We start from the raw sequence: 19,368 nt of genomic DNA on the forward strand, positions 1-19,368 counted from the left end.
CACCAGCAGCATGTCACTATTTCCATTTGCACTCTATGGTTAGTACCGAAACAGGCATACCGATAAACTGCACATCAAATTTGAGACTGGGTTCAACCCTAGAGCTGGCATTATGGATCCTGAAACTGAGCTGCCAACCATTGTTTAAATACATTTCTACAGTGTTGGTACTACCCTGTTTAAACTTTAGAGTCACAAGCTCGGTAGGAAGTTCAACTATAGGTGCAGATATTGTGGCTACAGTAATCGCGCTAGGTCTGTTCAATGTACCATGGATATTGAACGTGCTGATGATGGTGAGATGGCTGCGGTCATGGCTGACGACTTTGTAATAGTCTCTCGTACCAATGAGGTACTCAACCATTTTTCGCGGCATGTCAGGGTTAGCAGTATAGGCTCGGTACAGCTCGTCGATAAATGCCTGAAGCAGAGGTACGTAAACCGTTGTGTCTTTGTCGCGAATTTCGGACCACTTAAGACCTTGAGCTTTTTTAGCCGCCAGACAGGTAAAGATCGGCTCGACGTCATCCCAATACCTCTGACTACAGGGAATGCCGAACCACTCGTTGCCAAAGTCTAATTTGTGGCTGAGACGGCTATGCTTAACCGCTTCATGATTGTGCTTTACACTGAGACCGATTTCCCACTCAATAGCGTCCCGTTTTATAACTATGTCTCTAACATCGCCCTGTATTCCAGCACGGTCAGGTTGAAACTCTAACGTGAGCACATCTGGATTGTCCTCACTCAACATGGGTTCTAGCTGGAGGATTGCATCTACTGCGGAATCAGCGGAGAGCTGGAACACTTCGCGCATATCTCCGCCAATTTGATTCCAGGCACTTTGATTTGCATAGAAGCTAGAATTATGTGCAATTTGGGTATTCCTAGTGTGGTGAAGTGTCTTGAATAAGGAATTTATCCAGGCATACTCATAAGCGCGTCCGTGATCATTGCTGTTTGCACCCATGAGTTTTTTTACCTTTCGGCGCAATGCCTTTAACTTCGTGGCCTCTCCCGGTCAGGAAAAGCCTGATTGCGGTGGCAATCTCGAAAGCAAGATTAACGGGGACGGCATTCCCAATCATCTTGTAGGCATTATTTGTCTCTTTGTAGATAAATTTGAAATCGTCGGGGAACCCTTGTATTCGCGCCACTTCTCGTATTGTCATGCGGCGATAGAGATTCTCACTGCCTTCGACAAAGCGACAGTCATTTTGACCAAATTTGACCATTTTCGGGGCCTGCGGATGCAGTTGGCATTGGCGACCCGATGCCTGCACGGTAAACGCTTGCTCATCCCAATTTTTAACTCGGTTCCGACTCATAAAAATTGGCGAGAATGCCCCGGTAAAGTATTCATTGTTATTAACTGCCTGAGGATTGTGACGGTTTTTCTCTGCCGCGGGGACAGCCGTTTCTTGCAAATCCCATATCACATCGCGCAAGGTAATTTTTTTGGCATCATCCTCAGTGGACCCCTTGGGGAACACGAAATCGATGTTTAAATCTTTTCGGAATCCTATATAGAATACACGTTTTCGTTCTTCGGCAACCCCATAGTTTTTCGCATTGACCATCGTCAAAGTAACATCGTATCCGGCTTCCTCGAATAGCGTAATTATATTTTGTACAGCTTCACTATGCCGGTTTGCCAACATTCCGCTGACATTTTCTGCCAGAAAGAATTTCGGTCTGAATTCTCTCAAAATGCGAATGTAATCATAAAACAGCTGCCCGCGAGCATCTTCAATCCCTCGTAAAGCCCCAGCTTCAGACCAAGACTGGCAGGGCGGACCACCGATGATGCCATCAACTTCACCATCAACAAAGGGCGCTATATCCTCAATAGTAACCCCTCTGATGTCTCCCTCAATGAGATGCGTATGCGGATGATTGGCTTTGAAGGTTTCATAGATTGTGGGATCAAATTCATTAGCTACCGGTATGTTAAAGCCGGCCTGTTCAAATCCCAGGTCAAGCCCCCCACACCCGCTAAACAAGCTAATTACATTCATACCATTTGTCCTCATTTACCATAAGCGTTGCCAAGCTCACCTACGAATCATCCCACTATGCGCCGTTTACGACGTTACTTACAGGTTTAGCTATCCCCTGCCGGACAGCGCAAATCCTCAACTTCAATCTATCAAGCGTCCGGATGGGTGCCTAATCACGCACCTTCCTTCCATACTCATTAAATACCTTGTGGGGTCAAGGTTACCCTTGACCCCACAAGGAAGATATTAACTATTCCTTGGTCGCTAGGGACAGCGGAATAGAGGGACCCATCGTAGTGGAGATAGAGACCTTCGTAATGTAGCGACCCTTGATAGTCGAGGGACGCAGGCGCTGGACTTCTTCCAGGACCGCCCGGAAGTTCTCTGCCAGCTTGGCAGGCTCAAACGAGCATTTGCCGACAATGAACTGCAGGTTGGCGTGCTTGTCGACACGGAACTCGATACGACCACCCTTGATGTCCTTGACAGCCTTCGCCACATCCATGGTGACAGTACCGGTCTTGGGGTTCGGCATCAGACCACGCGGACCGAGCACCTTACCCAAACGACCGACCTTGCCCATCAAATCGGGCGTCGCCACGGCGACATCAAAGTCGGTGTAGCCCTTGGAGACCTTTTCAATGAGTTCGTCCCCACCGACCTCGTCGGCGCCCGCAGCCTCAGCGTCTGCAGCCTTATCACCTACGGCAAAAACCAGGACCCGAGCGGTTTTGCCGGTGCCGTGAGGCAGAGAAACGGTGCCGCGCACCATCTGATCAGCCTTGCGGGGATCAACGTTCAGACGCATCGCAACTTCAACGGTCGCGTCGAACTTCACGGGGGAAGTATCTTTTACCAGCTTGAATGCGTCATCAATGGGATAGAGAGTGTCGGGAAGAATCTTCTTCGCGACCTCGTTGTATTTCTTGGCGTGTTTCATGTTCTGCTCCTTACGCAGTCGTGGTGTGGGCAAACACTAAGCCCCTCCACAGTTTTGACGATTAACCGACCGTGATGCCCATGGATCGAGCGGTGCCCGCGATAATCTTCTTTGCGGCCTCGATGTCATTAGCGTTGAGATCTTGCATTTTTTCCGAAGCAATCTTTTCTACCTGATCCCAGGTCAGATTGGCGACCTTGACGGTGTTCGGGGTGCCCGAACCCTTCGGAACGCCCGCAGCCTTACGAATCATCTCGGAGGCAGGCGAGCTCTTGAGCACGTAGTCGAAGCTGTGATCTTCGTAAACGGTGATTTCTACCGGAACCACGGAGCCGCGCATCGATTCAGTCTTGGCGTTGTAGTCCTTGCAGAATTCCATAATGTTTACGCCGTGTTGGCTCAGTGCCGGGCCAATCGGCGGTGCCGGGTTTGCCCCACCGGCTTGAATCTGGAGCTTGATAACTCCGATGACTTTTTTCTTAGCCATATTTTGGGTCCTTTTCAATAGGGGTGTCGACCAGAGGTTTCCACCCAAACTCTTTTAACTTCATGGAAATCGTGATGACACGGTTTCCACTCGGTCTGTGTCCTCTCCCACGGCGGTTTCCCCGCGGGACGCTACCCGTTTATAGGCAGCAAAAGGTGCGCGCCATCAAGACGCACAAGGAAATATTCTAACGCTCCCCCGGCTTTTGCACCAATTTAGCCAATTCCCAGATGCGCGGCAGAGGGACGGGGCAGGAAGACCATCAACACGTAAAGCCCCAGCAGCACCAGGAATCCAAAGTGCAGACCCACGGCTGCCAGCAGCACCCCCAGCAGCAGCGGTGTCACGATAGCACCAGTCCCGGAAAGGCAACTAATGACCGCCGCCGCATGTTGCTTTTGCACCCCCGGCAACCCGGAAAACTCAGTCGCGCTGATGGGATACAGACAGCTCACACCCAAGCCGGTGATAAACAAACCAACTACTGCCACCGCGATTGAAGGCACAAAAGCGACCGCGACTGTGCCACAAAATCCTAAGCCCACAAACACCCACCAGGCCCAATAGCGGCGAGCAAAGGCAGCCCCACCCAGACGCCCCACCGCCATACCGACGGCAAATGCGGTCGCCAAACCCGAAGCCAGCGCCAATTCAACCCCCAATTCCCGCAGGCGCGTCACCGCCCAAGCGTACATGGCGAACTCGACTCCTGCAGTAAGCCCGAGCCTCATGATTTGGGAAGTAACCAGCCATCTGGAGGGCTTCACGCTGCCCCTAGGAGGGACTCCGGAGTCGGCGGCAGCGCCAGAAGTGCCCGTCTGGTCGCGGTGTCCGTCCGCAGCAGGGGTGGTGGCCGGGTCGCCGTGCCCCTCACCAGTTGCGGACACCGAATCGATTGCCGCACTCAACCCCTTTTGCAATACCTGACGGAACGGTACCGCCGGGAGCTTCCACCCCCATACCAAAGTGGGCACTGCCATCACCAGGACGAACCACAGCGCCATGCGACCAAAACCGGGAAAGACGCGTTCTACCAGGGCAAAAAGCACCGTCGTCACGATTGACACCGACGAGGAAATCCCGACAGTCAATGACATGTATTTCGTCCCCTCGACACCCACGAAAGTGCCGGCGACCCCTGCCGAAACAGTGGTGCCTCCCAAACAAGCCAAAGTCACCCCCACCAGGCTGACCGTAATCGAGGGACTCCAAGCTACCAGACACGTCCCCAGCAGGACCAACAGCGGAGCCAGCCGCAGCGACCAAACCGGTCCGTTGCGCATCACCCAGGGTGCCAGCAGCCCCGAAACCAACATGCCAAAGCCATAGGCGGCACCGAGCCAGTTAAGCGCCTCCGGTTTCACGCCGAGATCTCGGGACAGGGTGGCAATCAGAGAACCGGCAGCCGTGACGTAAAAACCTGCCATCGACAGCCCCAGTGCCATCGGCGGGAACATGCGTTTTTGGTCGTGCCAGATTTCCGGCCCTACGTTTGCAGAGTTCTGCGGCTTCGCGTTCATGTCTCACCTTCATTTTTTCGCGGCGGTCGGGTGCGGCTGTCGAGGAAAGAAAACAAAGATTATGGCTACCACCAGGGCTATCACTATGCATCCCGTACACCCCGCGAAAGACAGCACATAGCCGTGACTCCAAGCGTTTGCCACCGCCAGGTCCACTCCCGGCGTGGTGGTTTCCAATCCCGCGGTGGCGCTAAAGAACACCCCGGTGAGAATCGCCGTTCCGATAGCAGTAAATATGCGCTGTCCGGTTTGCTGAATACCCCCGGCAATACCGCCTCGAGATGGCGGGACTTCCAGCATCGCCTGCGTTTGGTTCGCCGATCCCATAGAACCCGACCCAAAGCCCAGGACTGCCAGCCCCACACTGATGAGCCACACGGAACCACCACGGGCGAACAGCACCGCCATTACCGCGGTCAGTACCACGCCCACCAGCATTATCACCAGCGACCAGGCTTGGATGCTCCGACCGTGTTTGATGGTGTAGCGTGCCACCACGATGGAAGTCAACCCGGATAGAAACGCGCCGGGCATCCCGCTGAGGCCGGCAATCAGGGCAGTCTCACCGAAACCGTTTTGCAAGAACATGGCGTTGATGGCATACACAGAGGGCATACCCAAAAATTGGATAGCACCAATTGCGCTGGCGAAACTGTAGGAGGGAATCTTAAACAGCCGCAAGCTCACCATCGGGTAGCGTCCTCGCGCCTCGTAGGCTCGTTCCCACCAGACCCAGCCGGTCAGCACCGCGAAAGCCGCGGGAATCAGGACGAAACGCCACAGCGAACCGGTCGTGACGAAAGGCAACATCATGCCGATGACTGCTGCCCCCAGCAAAATCATCCCCACCGGGTCAAGGTCGACGCGGGGACGTTTCGGGACTTTCTTGCCAGACTTGGTAGCGAGGGCGATGTCTGCTTCCAAAGCCTCGATGCGGGCGCGACGCGCGAAGATGCGTTCCCGCTTAAACGGCAGCCACAGAATCGCACAAGCCACCCCCAGCAGACCCAGCGGCAGGTTGATGGAAAAAGCTAACCGCCAGCCTTCTTCCCTGCCAAAAATTGCAATCAAGAGACCTGTCAGCATCGGTCCCAGCGCCACAGTGACGGAGACGACCAGCCCCATCAGGGCGTAAGCCAGCGCGCGAGCCTGACCCGAAAAATACTGTTGAATGATTCCCGCAGTCTGGGGGCTAAAGATACCTGCGGCAAATCCTTGCAAAATGCGCATCCACACCAGCATGGATCCGGAAGTTGAGATGGCGCACAGGAATGAGGACAGGGAAAATAGCGCCAGACCCATGACGAACAGGAGCGACCTGCCAAACAAATCGCCAATACGCCCCATCGGCACCATCGATAGTCCAATAGCCAGGGCATACCCGGAAATAACCCACTGCACCTCTTGTGCGCTGGCTCCAATAGAATCGGGCAACACCGCGAGGGCAACGTTCACGGTGGAGACTTGCAGCAGGGTCAGAGCCAGTCCCATCAGGACCACAACCAGTATCAGCGAAGTGCGATATTTCTTGGAAGAACCGGGGACAGTGATAATCCGCGGGTCGCCATTATCAGCCTGGTGGAGAACCTGCGGGCTTTCGTTTTCATCTAAAAGTTCGCCGTTTTCATCGGGGACTTCAGTATTTTTTGCCATGTGTCGCCTGAAATTTCTGTGCCGTAAAAATAACCCAGAATAAAGTGATGGTGGCGGGTAAGGGATTCGAACCCCTGAAGCATTGCGCAGCTGATTTACAGTCAGTCCCCTTTGGCCACTCGGGAAACCCGCCATACGCTGAAAGCGCCCAACTAGACTACCAGATACGCCGCTATTTTCGCAAACATCGCTAGAGCAGAGTTTTGTAGATTACGGAGGCGATTGCATGAACGACCGATTTCAACTTGAATTCCACAGTCACGCTCGTAGTGATGTTTATAAAACTGCTGGTGGGCGCATTTTTAAGCTGTCAAGAATCTGATCAGGCGCGGCGAAATCGGTCGTTCGTGCCGAGTAATGCGTATCTGCGACCGCTCGCGGAACACTACAAAATGACCGGCTCGGGCACCAGGGTAACCCCGTAAATCCCCTGCACCGCGGCAATGATATAGCTGGACAGGGCCGTGATGTCCGCGGCCGTGGCGTTGCCGCGGTTCGTCAACGACAGGACATGCTTCGTCGAGACACCCGCGCCTGCGCCCGGCAGGGAAAAACCTTTCGAAATGCCGGAGTGTTCGATGAGCCAGGCGGCAGATAGTTTCATTCCCGCCTGCCCGCTACCCCCCGGCAGCGTCGTCTCCCAGCGGGGAGCGTCCTCTGGCAACCCCAAAGCTGCCACCTCCGCGGTCGGCAATATCGGATTGGTAAAGAACGACCCTACTGACCAGGTGTCGTGGTCAGCGGGATCCAAAACCATGCCCTTGGAACGCCGCAACTCCAGCACCGCTGCGCGTATCTGCGCCGCCGGCACGACCGTGCCCAGCGGCACTCCGAGCGCCCCCGCCAACTGAGCGTATCTGACCGGGGTGCCCCCGCCGCGCTGCAGGACAAAATCAGCTTCCAGCACAATCCAGCGTCCGGTGGCAGGGTTTGTGCCGGGACGTGCCGGAGCGAACCGCGGTGTCCCAGAATCAGCCTCGACCTGCAGACGAGACTGTTTCAGCAAGGAATCCCGGTAACCGAACCGGAGGTCTGCCGCACGCAAATACACCAGCTGGCGCTCCTGTCGGTCCCAAGCGGTGACTCCCAGCAGACAGTCCGCGACCTCCCCACCGTATGCCCCGATATTTTGCACGGGCGCTGCCCCGACCACACCGGGGATTCCGCTCAGCGCCTCCAGCCCGGAAAACCCTTGCTTCACACAAAACTCCACCAGCCGGTCCCAGGCCAGCCCGCCAGACGCGCTGAGAAATACGCACGAGGGAGTGGCAGCGGCCAGCTCCTGAGCTTGCGCCACGACCGCGGCGGCGTGGGAGTCTCGGGACGCACCAGGGCGCTGCTGAGGTCTGTCCGATGAGTTTACTCCGCCCGGACGCGAGTCAGGACCAGGTTCTGCAGTATGCGCCGAATCAGTTCCACCCATCCGCAAATCGCGAAACTCTGCCAGGGTCAATACCTGCACGTCCTCGCGACCATCGCGAAGCACCAATCCGGGAAAATCCCCATCCACTGGCACCAGGTTCGACCCACCACCCAGAAACAGCAGCGGTTCTCTTGCCGCATCTGCCTGCGTAACCGCTTGAATCAGTTCGTCACGCTGCCGGCTGTGCAAAAATCGGCGCGCGGCTCCACCCACGCGCAAAGTACACAAATCTGCCAATCGCACTTTACGTCTCCTTACGCCCAAACCCTACCACCTGGTTCGGACCGCTCCGCTTAGGGCAGCTCTTCGATTTCGGCTTCGTCCTCGACGAATTCTTCGTATGGTCTGGGGGCAGGTCGCGGCTTCGCAAAGGTCGGCGGGTACACAGCCCGCGGGTCGATAGTTTCCTCGGCGGTTTCCGTGTTTGCTGGGGCATAAGGTTGCGCCGGATGAGGTTGGTTTGGTCCGGCAACGTTCACCATGCCGGGATTTTGAACGAATCGCGGGTCCGCGGGTGGAACCGGTTGACCGGGGTTAACCGGCGCGCCGGACCCTTGCGCGCCCAGCGATGCCGGGTTTACCTGCGGGGTTGCAACTTGCGCACCAAGCTGTCCCGCGTTGACCAGCGGGTGCAGGGACGGCGCTACGGGAGCACCCACGGTGGAATATCCTTCCATCGTTCGCGCCACAAAGGGATAGCCCGGGACGGATTGATTTTCCGGCGTGGCGGGATTGGCAGGATTCACAAGGTCAGCCGGGCGGGCGGGATTCTCAGGTACCGCTGGTGCCTGCGGTGGGGATGGAGTGCCTGGCAGCGGAGCGTTCCCTCCCGGCATCGCGCCTGTCGTGGCGGCTCCCGGCAGTGGCGTGTTTGTCTGCATCGGTATCCCCGGCGTCCCCGATGCCGGCAGAGGTGTCGGCGCGCCTGGTTCTACCGGCACGTTCGGTACACTTAGCGCACCCGGCGCGTTCGGTACACCCGGCGCGGCAAAACCGGAATCCGGAGGGGCGACGGGATTGCCGGGAACTTCTCCGGGGACTCCATTGGTCCCGCCCGCGTCCAGGTAACCGTAGGGCTGCCCGCCGGGAATGGTCGGCGTGCCACCGGACCAACCCCAGGGGTATGCCCCGTAAGCCTCCGCGGCGCTGGGATCCATCTGCCAATATCCCCCGTTGTAACCGTAGGGATCAAAACCGTATCCACCGTAGGGGTCAGCGTATCCGGGGTCCCCATATAAATCCGCGTAAGGGCTGGTCGTCCCATAGCTGTAGCTGTCTACATACGGCTGCGCATAAGGGTCCATCCCGAAGTCTCCGTAAGGGTTGCCGTACCCGCCGTAGGGGTTGGCATAACCGTAGGGGTCGTAGGCATAAGGATCGAATCCAAAAGCTTTGACCGCTAGTTCCTGCATCTCTTTTTGCTTTTCCCAAGCCTTTTCCTGACGCTCCATCGCGTCTTTTTCTTTGTAAAACTCGCCCCACTCCTGCAAAGTCTGTGAGTCCAAACCGACCGCGGTGTCGTTGACGGATTGTCCCAATAAGTTTGCCAAGCCCGAATCCAGATTTGCGGCTTCTTCCTCGTGTTCTTCTGGTAAATCGACAGTTTCTCCAGGGTTACTGTTCGGGTCCCGCACGATGGCAGGGTCAACCGGAATCAAGCTGGAGGCTACGCCCTCATTCAAGGCGACGCGGTGTTCCACCAGTTCGCGCACAGCTTGGCGAATCTCTGCCAGCCCTTGACGTTCCTCCGGACTCAACCCAACCCCCGCACGCGCCGCCACTTTTGCCATATATGAGAAGGCTTGGGCGACTTCCTCGGGGGCTGAACCGGAACCCGGCGCCGTCAGCAGGTCCTTTTGTGGATTGTCCAGCACGGTCAAGAAATAATTTTTCTTGGGCTGGGGGACCGACCCCTTAATGAGTTCGTCCTCGTTGTAGTCCAACATATTCCGGAAGTTTTCCAAGGTGAACAGTTTTGGGTCGCGTTTATCGCTGAGTATCTCGACTTTCAGTTCTTTCATCAGCCGCCGGGACGGATCCAGTTTGCGCATAAACCACCAGGTCGGGATGCAAGCGAGAGCTAGGGAGCTGAGAGATACCGCCCAGCTCAACAACAGAGAGACAGCCGAAATCGCAAACGGACCGCTTTCGTATTGCAGTTGCGCCAGGAACTGCAGGCACCGCGATACTCCTGCCCCCAAAATGAACGTGCAAAACTTTTGCACATTGTTCAAGTCCTCGCGGCGCAACGCCATGTCCACTGCCAGGGGCACCCCCGGAACGGGGTTGCGCCAAGAAATCCGGTACTGGATGTATATCGCCATGCTCAGGAAGATTGCGCCCTCTATCAGGTAGTATCCTGCCGATGCCATGATTTCTTCCCCCGAAATCGAGGCGTTGGGCTTTTCGAATACGACTCCCCCGACTACCAGCATGATTTCCGTCGCTATCCAGATGAGGATGTACACCATCCAGGCGCGAATCCGAAAGCGCGGACTGATGACCCAGTTGTGGTTCGGTATCCAATTCAGAGGTCGAGGAAACCACACGTGAATCATCAACAGGTACGGCACCAGGAAAGCCACCCCAATTAACAGCACCAGCATGGTATTCATGGAGTTAAACGCATTTTCGGAAAGCAACCCCGAGTTATACATACTAATCAGGACAGCCGGGCTGAACATCACGGCAATCAGGGCGAAAGATATAGCGACGCGGAAAGTCCAGCCCATTTGAATCAAAGCTCGCCGGTGGTGCATCGGCATGGCGCGGGGGACCTGGGGTCGGAGCGGAACCATGAGGATAAAAATCGCCAGCAGAACCGGCAGCGGTCCGTATTTCGTAAAGACCTGAAATGCCCACGCCACCCCATTAGAGGGGAAGGTTAGCCAATCATCGAACACTTTGACGCCTTACCGCTGGTAATCCTAGATGTTTCTCATAGAGCCGAGAGCTGCGGTTTTGTCCGCAACCGACTTCCTGCCGTTTCCTGTGTAGCACTCCCCAAACCAGCTCGAGGCATCCAGCCAACTCGTCACTGTCTCGGAGAGCAAACATTATCAGATTTTACCCGTTTAATTCCCAGAATTTGAACCTTTGAGCCACGAATCAACCTGGGTCAGCAGTTTTGCTTTGGTTGACGCGCTGGCCAGGGACGCCCGAATCGAACCCGCTGCCAGCTCCGCCAGTTCCCGGTCGGTGAAGCCGGAGACCTGACGCGCAGATTCATACTGGTCCAGCAGCCGCGACCGGAACAGCAACGGGTCATCCGCGCCCAGCGCAATCGTGGCACCGGCCTGAAACAGGGTGCGCAAGGGAACTTCGGCGAGGGTGGAATATACCCCTAGGGATACGTTCGAAGCCGGGCACACTTCCAGGGCAATACCGTGGTCAACCAGCGATTTCAGCAGGTCGGGTTGTTCCGCAGCTCTGACTCCGTGACCCAGGCGGGCGGGGTGCAGGTGTTGCACCACCTGGGCGATATGTTCCGGACCGCGCAGTTCCCCACCATGGGGAAAGCTGGCGAGCCCTGCCCTGGCAGCGATACGAAATGCCGGCTCAAAGTCGGGGGTGGAACCGGCGCGTTCATCATTGGAGAGCCCGAATCCAATGACTTCCCCCGGCTGGTCGCCCGCATAGCGGGCAGCTAAACGCGCCAAAGTCCGGGCGTCCATCGGGTTGCGGGTGCGAGATGCCGCCACAATGACCCCGATTTCTACCCCGGTTGCGGCAGTGGAAATTTTCGCTTCGTCCAGGATGATTTCCAGGGCGGGGGTCAGTCCGCCCACCCAGGGGGCATAAGATGTGGGGTCGACTTGAATCTCTAAACGTCGCGAGCCTTCGGCGGCGTCGTCCTCGGCGGCTTCCCGCACGATGCGACGCATCACCGCTTCGGAGCGCACCAGGGCTCGTGCCAAGTCATAGGAGCGCTGAAAGCGGAACCAGCCCCGCTCGTCAGCCGGGACGTGTAGCGGGTCGCCTTCTCCCATGAAACGCGGCAGACGCTGTCGGCTTTCCCGAGCCAGTTCCAGCAGTGTCTGGGGACGCATCGCTCCGGTGAAGTGCAGGTGCAGATGCGCTTTGGGCAAAGCCCGCAAATCCCGTTTTGGTTCACTCACAGTCATTAATCTAGGGGTTTTTCGCGCCGGGGGAAACTTCGCCCCGAAGTTGGCAGGGGCTCGAGATTAATATCCCGCCATTTCTTCCAGACGCCGAATGCGCTGATCCATCGGGGGGTGGGTGGAGAACAAGTTGCGCATCCCAAACGGGTTAGCAATCATCATGGCAGACACGGTTTGGCGCTGTGGAGTGGGCGCTAACGGAGCGCGCGCCACTCCGGTCTCCAGCTTCTTTAGCGCCGAAGCCAGTGCCAGCGGGTCATTGGCGAGGCGCGCCCCGTCCTCGTCCGCATCAAACTCGCGGGTCCGGGAGATGCTCAGCTGAATCAGGGAAGCCGCAATCGGCGCCCCCAAAGCGAGCAGTAAACTGGCAACCGCACCCCCGTTTTCTCGATCGCGCCCTGAGAAAAACAGGGCAAACTGGGCTATTGAGGTAATGACTCCCGCCAAACCCGCTGCCACCGAGGAAGTGAGAATATCCCGGTTGTACACGTGCATGAGCTCATGCCCCAGCACCGCCCGCAGTTCGCGGGGCTCCAAGATGTCCAAAATGCCCTGGGTGACGCAGACGGCGGCATGTTGGGGGTTACGCCCGGTCGCGAAAGCGTTGGGGGTTTGGGTCGGGGCTAGGTATAGCGCCGGCATGGGTTGGTCGGCTTGCTGGCACAAGCCCTGTACCATCGAGTACAGCTCGGGGGCTTGTTGGGGGGTGAGCGGCTGGGCGTTCATGGCACGCAACGCAATTTTGTCTGAATTCCAGTAACCCACTGCGGTTTGAATCAAAGCAATGGCTCCGAACACGATTATCCACATGCCGTTTCCGGTGCCGCGCGCCAACAGAGCCCCGATTGCCAACAGTACCATCCACAGGATTCCCATCAGAGCTGCGGTCTTCAAGCCATTAAAATGTTTCTTCACGGTTTGATTGTAACGATAAGTGAGCTACTTCTCGCCGGAAAGTATCCGCCTACGGTACGAATTTTCGCGCTATTGGTTGTCTTTTGAATCCCGCGGGGAAACTTCCGCACCGGAGGTGGCACCGGGCGAGACAGCTGCGGGGGCAGGAGGTTGCGGCGAGGACGGTGGTTCAGACGGAGGGGGTGCTTGTTTCGTCACGCGCGGCAGCTGGTTGAGCCCGGGATTGGAAAAAACTTTCACCCTGTTCACCGGGAAGTAGCGCAGGATGGTGCGTCCGACGATTTGTTCTTCATCCACAAACCCGTGGTTGTTGTCGTCCTGATGGTAGCGAGAATCCCCGGAATTGTCTCGGTTGTCCCCCATCACCCAGTACTTGCCGGCGGGCACTGTCACGTCAAAAGGTACCGGCATCAGGTTCGCGCCCTTTTTCAGGTAAGGCTCTTCCACAACTTTGCCGTTAACCTCAATCTGGTTTTGGGCACTGCAGCAGGTCACGTGGTCTCCCCCGACCCCGATGACCCGTTTCACCAGGTATCCTCCGGGATATTCAGGTTTCAGCTGCAGCACGCGCAGTCCTTTATCAACAGCCTGTCCGAACGAGGTTGCAGCAAAACCGGTGGGGTTGTCGTTCTTGAACTCGTCGGGGAGCCAGTCGTGGCGGTCCTCGAATACTACGATGTCACCGCGTTCGACGGGCTGAAAGTTCTTCATTTTAGAGACAAAGATTCGATCCCCCTTCATCAGGGTGTTTTCCATCGACTCGGAGGGAATCACGAAAAACTGAAAAATGAACGCTTTTGCCAACGCCATTAAGACGACGGCGACAACAACTCCCACGACCAGGTCTAGCCACCACGGCGAGTCTTTAGCCCTGCCGCGGTGAGTGTGCGACCGTGTCGTATCGGGGGTCACCGTGGCGAGCTCGAGAGGGTCACCAGTCCCCTCGGTCCGCTGCGTCTTTTTTCTCACGCCCTCAATCCTACCGTTTGACTACCGAGGAATGCGTCTCAGGATTAGAATTTGGGCTAATCCGGGGTTTCTGCCAGCCCTCGGTTGAGAAATCTTTGCAGGAAGGCGATTGAGATGTTGTTTTTCAAACCTTACAGAGCGCCGGTTAAAGGGGCCGTGGTGTTGATTACCGGGGCGGGTTCCGGGATTGGTCGACTCATGGCGATAGAAGCTGCCCGACGTGGGGCGAGGGCAGTGATTGTGTGGGACATGAATGCTGAGGCCGGGGCGGAAACTGCCGGTTTAGCAGAAGCTGCCGCTACGGCTCCGCAGTTCCGTGCCGGGTCGTTTCACGTGGACGTCACGGATGCGACGGCGGTGCATGAAGCTGCCAATCAGACTTTGGATGAGTTCGCCAGGGTCGACATCCTCATCAATAATGCCGGTATCGTCACTGGGAAACCCCTGCTGGAGACAACTGACAGCGAGGTGCAGCGGTCTTTTGCCGTGAACACAATTGCGCACTATCGCACGGTTCGCGAGTTTTTGCCGGGCATGATTGCACGAGACCGGGGCTCGGTGGTGACTATTGCTTCGGCTGCCGGGTTGGTCGGGGTCCCGCGTCAGTGTGATTACAATGGTTCCAAGTTTGGGGCGGTGGGTTTCGCGCAGTCGATGCGTGAGGAGTTGCGCCACATGCGCAGTCACGTCCACACTTTGCTGTATTGCCCGTATTACATTTCGACCGGCATGTTTGACGGGGTTAAGACCAAGTTCCCCCTGGTGTTGCCCATTCTCACTCCGGAAAAAGTTGCTACGCAGGTTTTGGACGCGATTGACAGAGGGACCCAATTTAAGGTCCATCCTCCGATTGTGCGCCTGGTACAAATTTTGCAAGCATTCCCGGTACCTTTCATGGACGCCTTGGTGGAACTATTCGGCGTCGCCGACACAATGAATGAGTTCAGGGGGCGCGCCAGCGACGCTACGAAGTAGCGTCAAATCGGCGCGCCAGCAGCGCGTAGCCGTTAAGAAACGGCACCGATGTGCCGTTTTAGGCGAAGCACCACAAAACATAAACCGGCGACGCTACGAACAGGATTAAGCCTGACTATTGGAGCCGATTAATTTGGAGGTGCGCAAATTCGACCAGGGCGCGTTTCACTTCGCTATCCGGAATGTTTTGCAGGTGTGCCAGGGCGCGTTCTACCCATTCGCCCGCCAGGCGTTTCGTTTCTTCCGTCACCGGATGGGCTGCCAATTGGGCTGTGACCTGGGCTAAAACCGCATCATCCTGCAGGGCGTCAGTATCGGCTATCGCCTGCAGCAAGGCGCGGTCAGGACCAGTGTCGCGACCGTCCTGCACGGTCTTTTCCAGCAGCAGGACGGGGAAGGTTTTCGTGCCGTCACGCAGGTCGGCGCCGGGGGTTTTCCCGCTTTGTGCCTCGGTGGCTTGCAAATCTAGCACGTCATCAGCAATCTGGAAGGCCACACCCAAATCCTCACCGAACTGGGTCACTGCCGAGACTGTAGCGGCGTCACAGCCGGATAGTTCCGCCCCGTACAGCGCCGCACAGCCAATCAGCGCGCCGGTTTTGTCTCGCAATACGTCAATGTAGAACTCAATCGGGTCGTCATGGCTGTCGGGACCGAAAATGTCACGCATTTGCCCCTGACACAATCTCTCGAACGTTCGGGAGTGTTGCGCCACAATGGTGGGATTAAGCCCTGAAACCAGCAGGGACGCGCGGGAAAAAATCAAATCTCCTGCCATGACCGCCAGGGTGTTGTTCCACTGCACATGCGCCGCAGGTACCCCGCGACGCATGGTAGCTTCATCCATCAAATCGTCGTGATACAGTGAAGCCAAGTGAGTCAGCTCCACCGCGACTGCACCTTGCTTGACCTGGGAGGACACCGGCTGATTCGGGGCTCCCAGCTGGGAAACCAACAGGGTCAGCAGGGGTCGCATCCGTTTCCCGCCAGCGGCCCGCAGATGGGACACCAAGGCAGAGGTCTTTTCGCGCTGTGTCTGCGTTTCCTGAACCAGCATCTGTTCGATGTCATCCAAGGCATCCCGGAGTTTTGTTTCCAGTAAGCCTGGGGTTTCCAGAACAGATTCTGTCGAGACTGGGTAATGCGTGTCCGCCAGTTTTTTTCTCACGTATCCAAGACTATGCGCCGAGGGTAAACAACGCCAAAAGGGGCTGGCTGGCAACACCTAACGCAACGGTCGCCAACGCACACAGCACGATGACACACTTGGTCAAGCCGTCACCAGCGGAGATGGTGGCAGTGTCGGGGGCAGGTTCGGTAAAGAACATGCGCATGATGACCCGGAAGTAAAAGAACGCGGTCACGACTGAGGCCAGTAACCCAATCAGAATCAGAGTCCCGTTGGCAGGGTCAGCCGCCAAGCCCGCCTCGAATACGAGGAATTTACCGATGAATCCTCCGGTCAGGGGGATACCCGCAAAGCTCAGCAGGAAGATTGCCATCGCGGCTGCCATTGCCGGGTGCTTGCGCCCCAGACCGTCCCAAGAGCTCAGCGCCGAAGCCTCCCCACGCACCGTGCCTTCTGCGTCCTCGTCACGCACTATCGAGACGACCGCAAAAGCACCAATGGTGGCGACACCATAAGCCAGGACGTAAAAGGCTATCGAGGCAAAAGCGGTAGCCGCCGCCCCAAACAGGGCAATCATGATGAATCCCACGTGCGCGATGGAGGAGTAAGCCAGCATCCGCTTCACGTCGCTCTGGACGATACCCAGGAAAGTGCCCACCACGATGGTCGCGATAATGACCACCCACATGAGGATAACGAAGTCCCAGCTCAGTTGGGTGTACAGGAAACCGTACAGGTGCAGCAGAGCACCAAACGCAGCGACTTTCACACCTGCCGCCATGAAGCCAGAAATCGGCGACGGCGCGCCTTGATAGACATCGGGAGCCCAGGCGTGGAACGGTACGGCGGAAACCTTAAAGAACAAGCCCACCAGCAGCATGGCTCCGCCGGTCAGGAGCATCCAGTCCAGACCTGGATTCAGGGACACCGCAGTGGACATTTCTATCAGGTTCAGAGTCCCGGTGTAGCCGTAGAGCATGGTGATACCCATCAGGAAGAAAGCCGAAGCGAACGCGCCGAGGATAAAGTATTTCAGACCGGCTTCTTGGCTCAGCAGGCGGCGACGTCGACCCATCGCGCTCATGATGTAGAGCGGCAGGCTCATCAGCTCCAACGCCACAAACAGGGTCAACAGGTTCCCCGCACTAATGAACGCCATCATGCCGCCCAGCGAAAACAGGAACAGGGCGTACAGTTCCGTGCGCTGGTAGCGAATCTTAATCGCGTAGTCCTCTTGGGACGAGCCGGGGGTGTCCGCTGCCTGGGGCGCAAAAGAGCCGTCGTTCGGGGTGGAACGGTCCACGACCACGAGCGCCGCCAACAGTCCCACAATCAGCAAAACCAGTTGGAATCCTAATGAGAGACGATCCTCCATAAAGGTTCCCGCCGCGATTTGTCGCGCTCCTTGGTGACCAACAGCGATAAAACGCCAACCCACCAGCACTATTGCGGCAAGGATGCTGGCAATAGTGAGGAATGCGTTGGCACCTTTACGGAAACTCGACCAGGGGAAAGCCTCAATCAGGGTCGCCAATACAGCTGCCCCCAACAGCACCAACAGCGGGCTCAGCGCATCCCATTCCACCACGGGGGTAACCTCCAAGGTCTTCACAAGCACCGGAAGAATCGCGTTCATTGGGCGCCTCCTTCGTTCGTGGCTATGACTTCGGGGGCAGACGCCGACCCGCTCTGTGACACCGCTTGATACATGAGAGCAGCATCGGGCTTAATCAGGTTCAAAGTCGGTCCCGGCAGGACCCCCAAACCGAACATTGCCAAAACCAGCGGAACCATGATGAACTTTTCCCGCCAATTCAAATCTTTGGCAGTACGCACCGCCCCGTCAATCGGTCCGGTAAACATATTCAGGTAAGGCACCAGCAGGTAAACCGAAGCCAACACGACCCCCAAGATTGACACCATCGCCGCTGCAATGTTCAGTTTAAACGTGCCGACCAGAATCAAGTATTCAGGCAGGAAACCGGACAGACCGGGCAGGGCGATAGCCGCCAAACCTGACACCAGGAACAGACCTGCCAAAGTCGGGGTCACCCTCTGGAAACCACGGTAGGCAGCAATTTCTTGGGTGCCACCGCGTGTGGTCAGCCAACCACTCAACAGGAATAAGCCGGCGATAGAGACCCCGTGGGCGACCATGTAGAGCATAGCGCCTTCAATCGCGGTCTGAGAGCCAATGTACAGTGCCAACACCATGAACCCGAAGTGGCTCACAGAGGTGAACGACACCAAACGCAGCAGGTCCTTTTGCGAAATCGCCGCCAGCGCCCCCCACAGAATCGAGAGCACCGCCAGCACCACAATAACCGGAGCTACTTTGGCGGATGCCGCGGGGAACAGCTGCCAGCAAAACATAATCATGCCCCAGGTCCCGACCTTGTCCAGCACGCCCACCAGCAGCACGGAGGTGCCACCACGGGCGACTGCCGCGGTCGAGGGCAGCCAGGTGTGTACCGGAACCATCGGGGCTTTAATCGCAAAAGCGACCAGGAAAGTCATCATCATCCACATGCCTGCCGCGCCGGGGTGGAAATTCCCAGAGGTTAGGTAATCCATGTGGAAAGCCTGGTCGCCACCACCGGAATGCACGTACACTCCGATGATGCCAAACAGCATCACCAAACCGCCCACCAGGGAATACAGCACGAACTTGATGGCGGCGTGGCGACGCACTTGGGCGTCCCCGTTACCGTAACGACCCACCAGGAAGTACAGCGGAACCAGCATCCCCTCAAAAGCGATATAGAACAGCAACAGGTCACGGGCACAGAACAGCAGCACCATGAAAGATTCCAAAGCTAGGATGAGGGCGGCGTAGCCAGCTGCCGTGTTCGGGTCGTTGTCGTCCCGCCAAGAAGCCAGAATGACCGGGGGGGTCAGGGCGGTGGCGAGGATAATCATCACCATCCCCAGCCCGTTGACACCAAGCGCCCAAGACAGCCCTATTGCCGGCATCCACGCGTAGGATTCGCCCAGTTGAAAAGCTCCTGGCGTATCCGGAGCAAAGTCAAAGCTGGTAAACAGGGCCACCAGTACGCCTGCCAGGACGGCACCGGACACGGCGAGGCAGATTTCCTTGCCGATGGAACGTAGCCAGGGGATGAGCCATATCGCCAGGGCGAAACCCATGGGGATGCACACCAGCAAAGTCAACCAGGGGAAACCAGCCGGGGTCGGAATAGTCGTTTGAGTCAAAACCATGTTCATCCTTTGTTTAC

At 57.0% G+C, this 19,368-nt stretch carries 15 protein-coding genes and 1 tRNA gene; 1 reads left to right on the top strand and 15 read right to left on the bottom strand.

Annotated features, from left to right (window positions below):
- Window positions 1–16: 16 nt before the first annotated feature.
- From HMPREF0576_RS06255 to lepB, 12 genes are all read right to left on the bottom strand, one after another.
- Window positions 17–970, bottom strand: coding sequence for a HaeIII family restriction endonuclease (locus HMPREF0576_RS06255; RefSeq protein WP_004011177.1), 954 nt, complete (start codon window positions 968–970; stop codon window positions 17–19).
- Complete coding sequence (locus HMPREF0576_RS06260) at window positions 951–2,018, bottom strand: DNA cytosine methyltransferase (RefSeq protein WP_004011178.1); 1,068 nt, start codon at window positions 2,016–2,018, stop codon at window positions 951–953. The genes HMPREF0576_RS06255 and HMPREF0576_RS06260 overlap by 20 nt, the downstream gene beginning before the upstream one ends.
- 232 nt (window positions 2,019–2,250) lie before the next feature.
- Window positions 2,251–2,940 (bottom strand): 50S ribosomal protein L1, encoded by a 690-nt coding sequence (gene rplA, locus HMPREF0576_RS06265; RefSeq protein ID WP_004011179.1) that lies wholly within the window; start codon window positions 2,938–2,940, stop codon window positions 2,251–2,253.
- Between the two features lie 61 nt (window positions 2,941–3,001).
- Window positions 3,002–3,427, bottom strand: coding sequence for a 50S ribosomal protein L11 (gene rplK / locus HMPREF0576_RS06270; RefSeq protein ID WP_004007424.1), 426 nt, complete (start codon window positions 3,425–3,427; stop codon window positions 3,002–3,004).
- 215 nt (window positions 3,428–3,642) lie between these two features.
- The gene (locus HMPREF0576_RS06275; protein WP_004011180.1) at window positions 3,643–4,947 is read right to left on the bottom strand and encodes an MFS transporter; all 1,305 of its coding nucleotides are present in this window, start codon (window positions 4,945–4,947) and stop codon (window positions 3,643–3,645) included.
- A gap of 9 nt (window positions 4,948–4,956) precedes the next feature.
- Window positions 4,957–6,600: an MFS transporter gene (locus tag HMPREF0576_RS06280; protein WP_004011181.1), complete on the bottom strand. Its 1,644-nt coding sequence runs from the start codon at window positions 6,598–6,600 to the stop codon at window positions 4,957–4,959.
- Between the two features lie 48 nt (window positions 6,601–6,648).
- A tRNA-Tyr gene (locus tag HMPREF0576_RS06285) sits at window positions 6,649–6,733 on the bottom strand.
- 252 nt (window positions 6,734–6,985) lie between these two features.
- Complete coding sequence (locus HMPREF0576_RS06290; RefSeq protein ID WP_004011182.1) at window positions 6,986–8,266, bottom strand: UDP-N-acetylmuramate dehydrogenase; 1,281 nt, start codon at window positions 8,264–8,266, stop codon at window positions 6,986–6,988.
- A gap of 50 nt (window positions 8,267–8,316) precedes the next feature.
- Window positions 8,317–10,926, bottom strand: coding sequence for a hypothetical protein (locus HMPREF0576_RS06295; RefSeq protein ID WP_004011183.1), 2,610 nt, complete (start codon window positions 10,924–10,926; stop codon window positions 8,317–8,319).
- A 171-nt stretch (window positions 10,927–11,097) separates the two neighbouring features.
- Window positions 11,098–12,147, bottom strand: a complete 1,050-nt coding sequence (locus tag HMPREF0576_RS06300; RefSeq protein ID WP_004011184.1) for an adenosine deaminase — start codon at window positions 12,145–12,147, stop codon at window positions 11,098–11,100.
- Window positions 12,148–12,207: 60 nt separating this feature from the next.
- Window positions 12,208–13,059 (bottom strand): zinc metalloprotease HtpX, encoded by an 852-nt coding sequence (htpX, locus tag HMPREF0576_RS06305; protein ID WP_004011185.1) that lies wholly within the window; start codon window positions 13,057–13,059, stop codon window positions 12,208–12,210.
- A 69-nt stretch (window positions 13,060–13,128) separates the two neighbouring features.
- The gene (gene lepB, locus HMPREF0576_RS06310; protein WP_004011186.1) at window positions 13,129–14,028 is read right to left on the bottom strand and encodes a signal peptidase I; all 900 of its coding nucleotides are present in this window, start codon (window positions 14,026–14,028) and stop codon (window positions 13,129–13,131) included.
- 114 nt (window positions 14,029–14,142) lie between these two features.
- On the opposite strand from lepB, the gene HMPREF0576_RS06315 reads away from it, so the two are divergent.
- Complete coding sequence (locus HMPREF0576_RS06315) at window positions 14,143–15,003, top strand: SDR family oxidoreductase (protein WP_004011187.1); 861 nt, start codon at window positions 14,143–14,145, stop codon at window positions 15,001–15,003.
- 115 nt (window positions 15,004–15,118) lie between these two features.
- Here the strand turns inward: HMPREF0576_RS06315 and HMPREF0576_RS06320 are convergent, their stop codons facing one another.
- The 3 genes from HMPREF0576_RS06320 to HMPREF0576_RS06330 are packed head-to-tail and all read right to left on the bottom strand — an operon-like array spanning window position 15,119 to window position 19,357.
- Window positions 15,119–16,171: a polyprenyl synthetase family protein gene (locus HMPREF0576_RS06320; protein ID WP_004007433.1), complete on the bottom strand. Its 1,053-nt coding sequence runs from the start codon at window positions 16,169–16,171 to the stop codon at window positions 15,119–15,121.
- A 10-nt stretch (window positions 16,172–16,181) separates the two neighbouring features.
- The gene (gene nuoN, locus HMPREF0576_RS06325) at window positions 16,182–17,768 is read right to left on the bottom strand and encodes an NADH-quinone oxidoreductase subunit NuoN (RefSeq protein WP_004011188.1); all 1,587 of its coding nucleotides are present in this window, start codon (window positions 17,766–17,768) and stop codon (window positions 16,182–16,184) included.
- Window positions 17,765–19,357, bottom strand: coding sequence for a complex I subunit 4 family protein (locus HMPREF0576_RS06330; RefSeq protein WP_004011189.1), 1,593 nt, complete (start codon window positions 19,355–19,357; stop codon window positions 17,765–17,767). Before HMPREF0576_RS06330 ends, nuoN begins: the two co-directional genes overlap by 4 nt.
- Window positions 19,358–19,368: the final 11 nt, after the last annotated feature.

The organism is Mobiluncus holmesii ATCC 35242, assembly GCF_000185445.1.
Taxonomy (GTDB): Bacteria; Actinomycetota; Actinomycetes; order Actinomycetales; family Actinomycetaceae; genus Mobiluncus; species Mobiluncus curtisii.

What these genes read in the sequence shown, in the direction of transcription:
- HMPREF0576_RS06275 (WP_004011180.1), bottom strand. Translation starts at nt 4,947, where the DNA reads ATGAACGCGAAGCCGCAGAACTCTGCAAACGTAGGGCCGGAAATCTGG.
- HMPREF0576_RS06330 (WP_004011189.1), bottom strand. Translation starts at nt 19,357, where the DNA reads ATGAACATGGTTTTGACTCAAACGACTATTCCGACCCCGGCTGGTTTC.
- HMPREF0576_RS06255 (WP_004011177.1), bottom strand. Translation starts at nt 970, where the DNA reads ATGGGTGCAAACAGCAATGATCACGGACGCGCTTATGAGTATGCCTGG.
- HMPREF0576_RS06300 (WP_004011184.1), bottom strand. Translation starts at nt 12,147, where the DNA reads ATGACTGTGAGTGAACCAAAACGGGATTTGCGGGCTTTGCCCAAAGCG.
- rplA (WP_004011179.1), bottom strand. Translation starts at nt 2,940, where the DNA reads ATGAAACACGCCAAGAAATACAACGAGGTCGCGAAGAAGATTCTTCCC.
- HMPREF0576_RS06260 (WP_004011178.1), bottom strand. Translation starts at nt 2,018, where the DNA reads ATGAATGTAATTAGCTTGTTTAGCGGGTGTGGGGGGCTTGACCTGGGA.
- HMPREF0576_RS06315 (WP_004011187.1), top strand. Translation starts at nt 14,143, where the DNA reads ATGTTGTTTTTCAAACCTTACAGAGCGCCGGTTAAAGGGGCCGTGGTG.
- nuoN (WP_004011188.1), bottom strand. Translation starts at nt 17,768, where the DNA reads ATGAACGCGATTCTTCCGGTGCTTGTGAAGACCTTGGAGGTTACCCCC.
- HMPREF0576_RS06280 (WP_004011181.1), bottom strand. Translation starts at nt 6,600, where the DNA reads ATGGCAAAAAATACTGAAGTCCCCGATGAAAACGGCGAACTTTTAGAT.
- rplK (WP_004007424.1), bottom strand. Translation starts at nt 3,427, where the DNA reads ATGGCTAAGAAAAAAGTCATCGGAGTTATCAAGCTCCAGATTCAAGCC.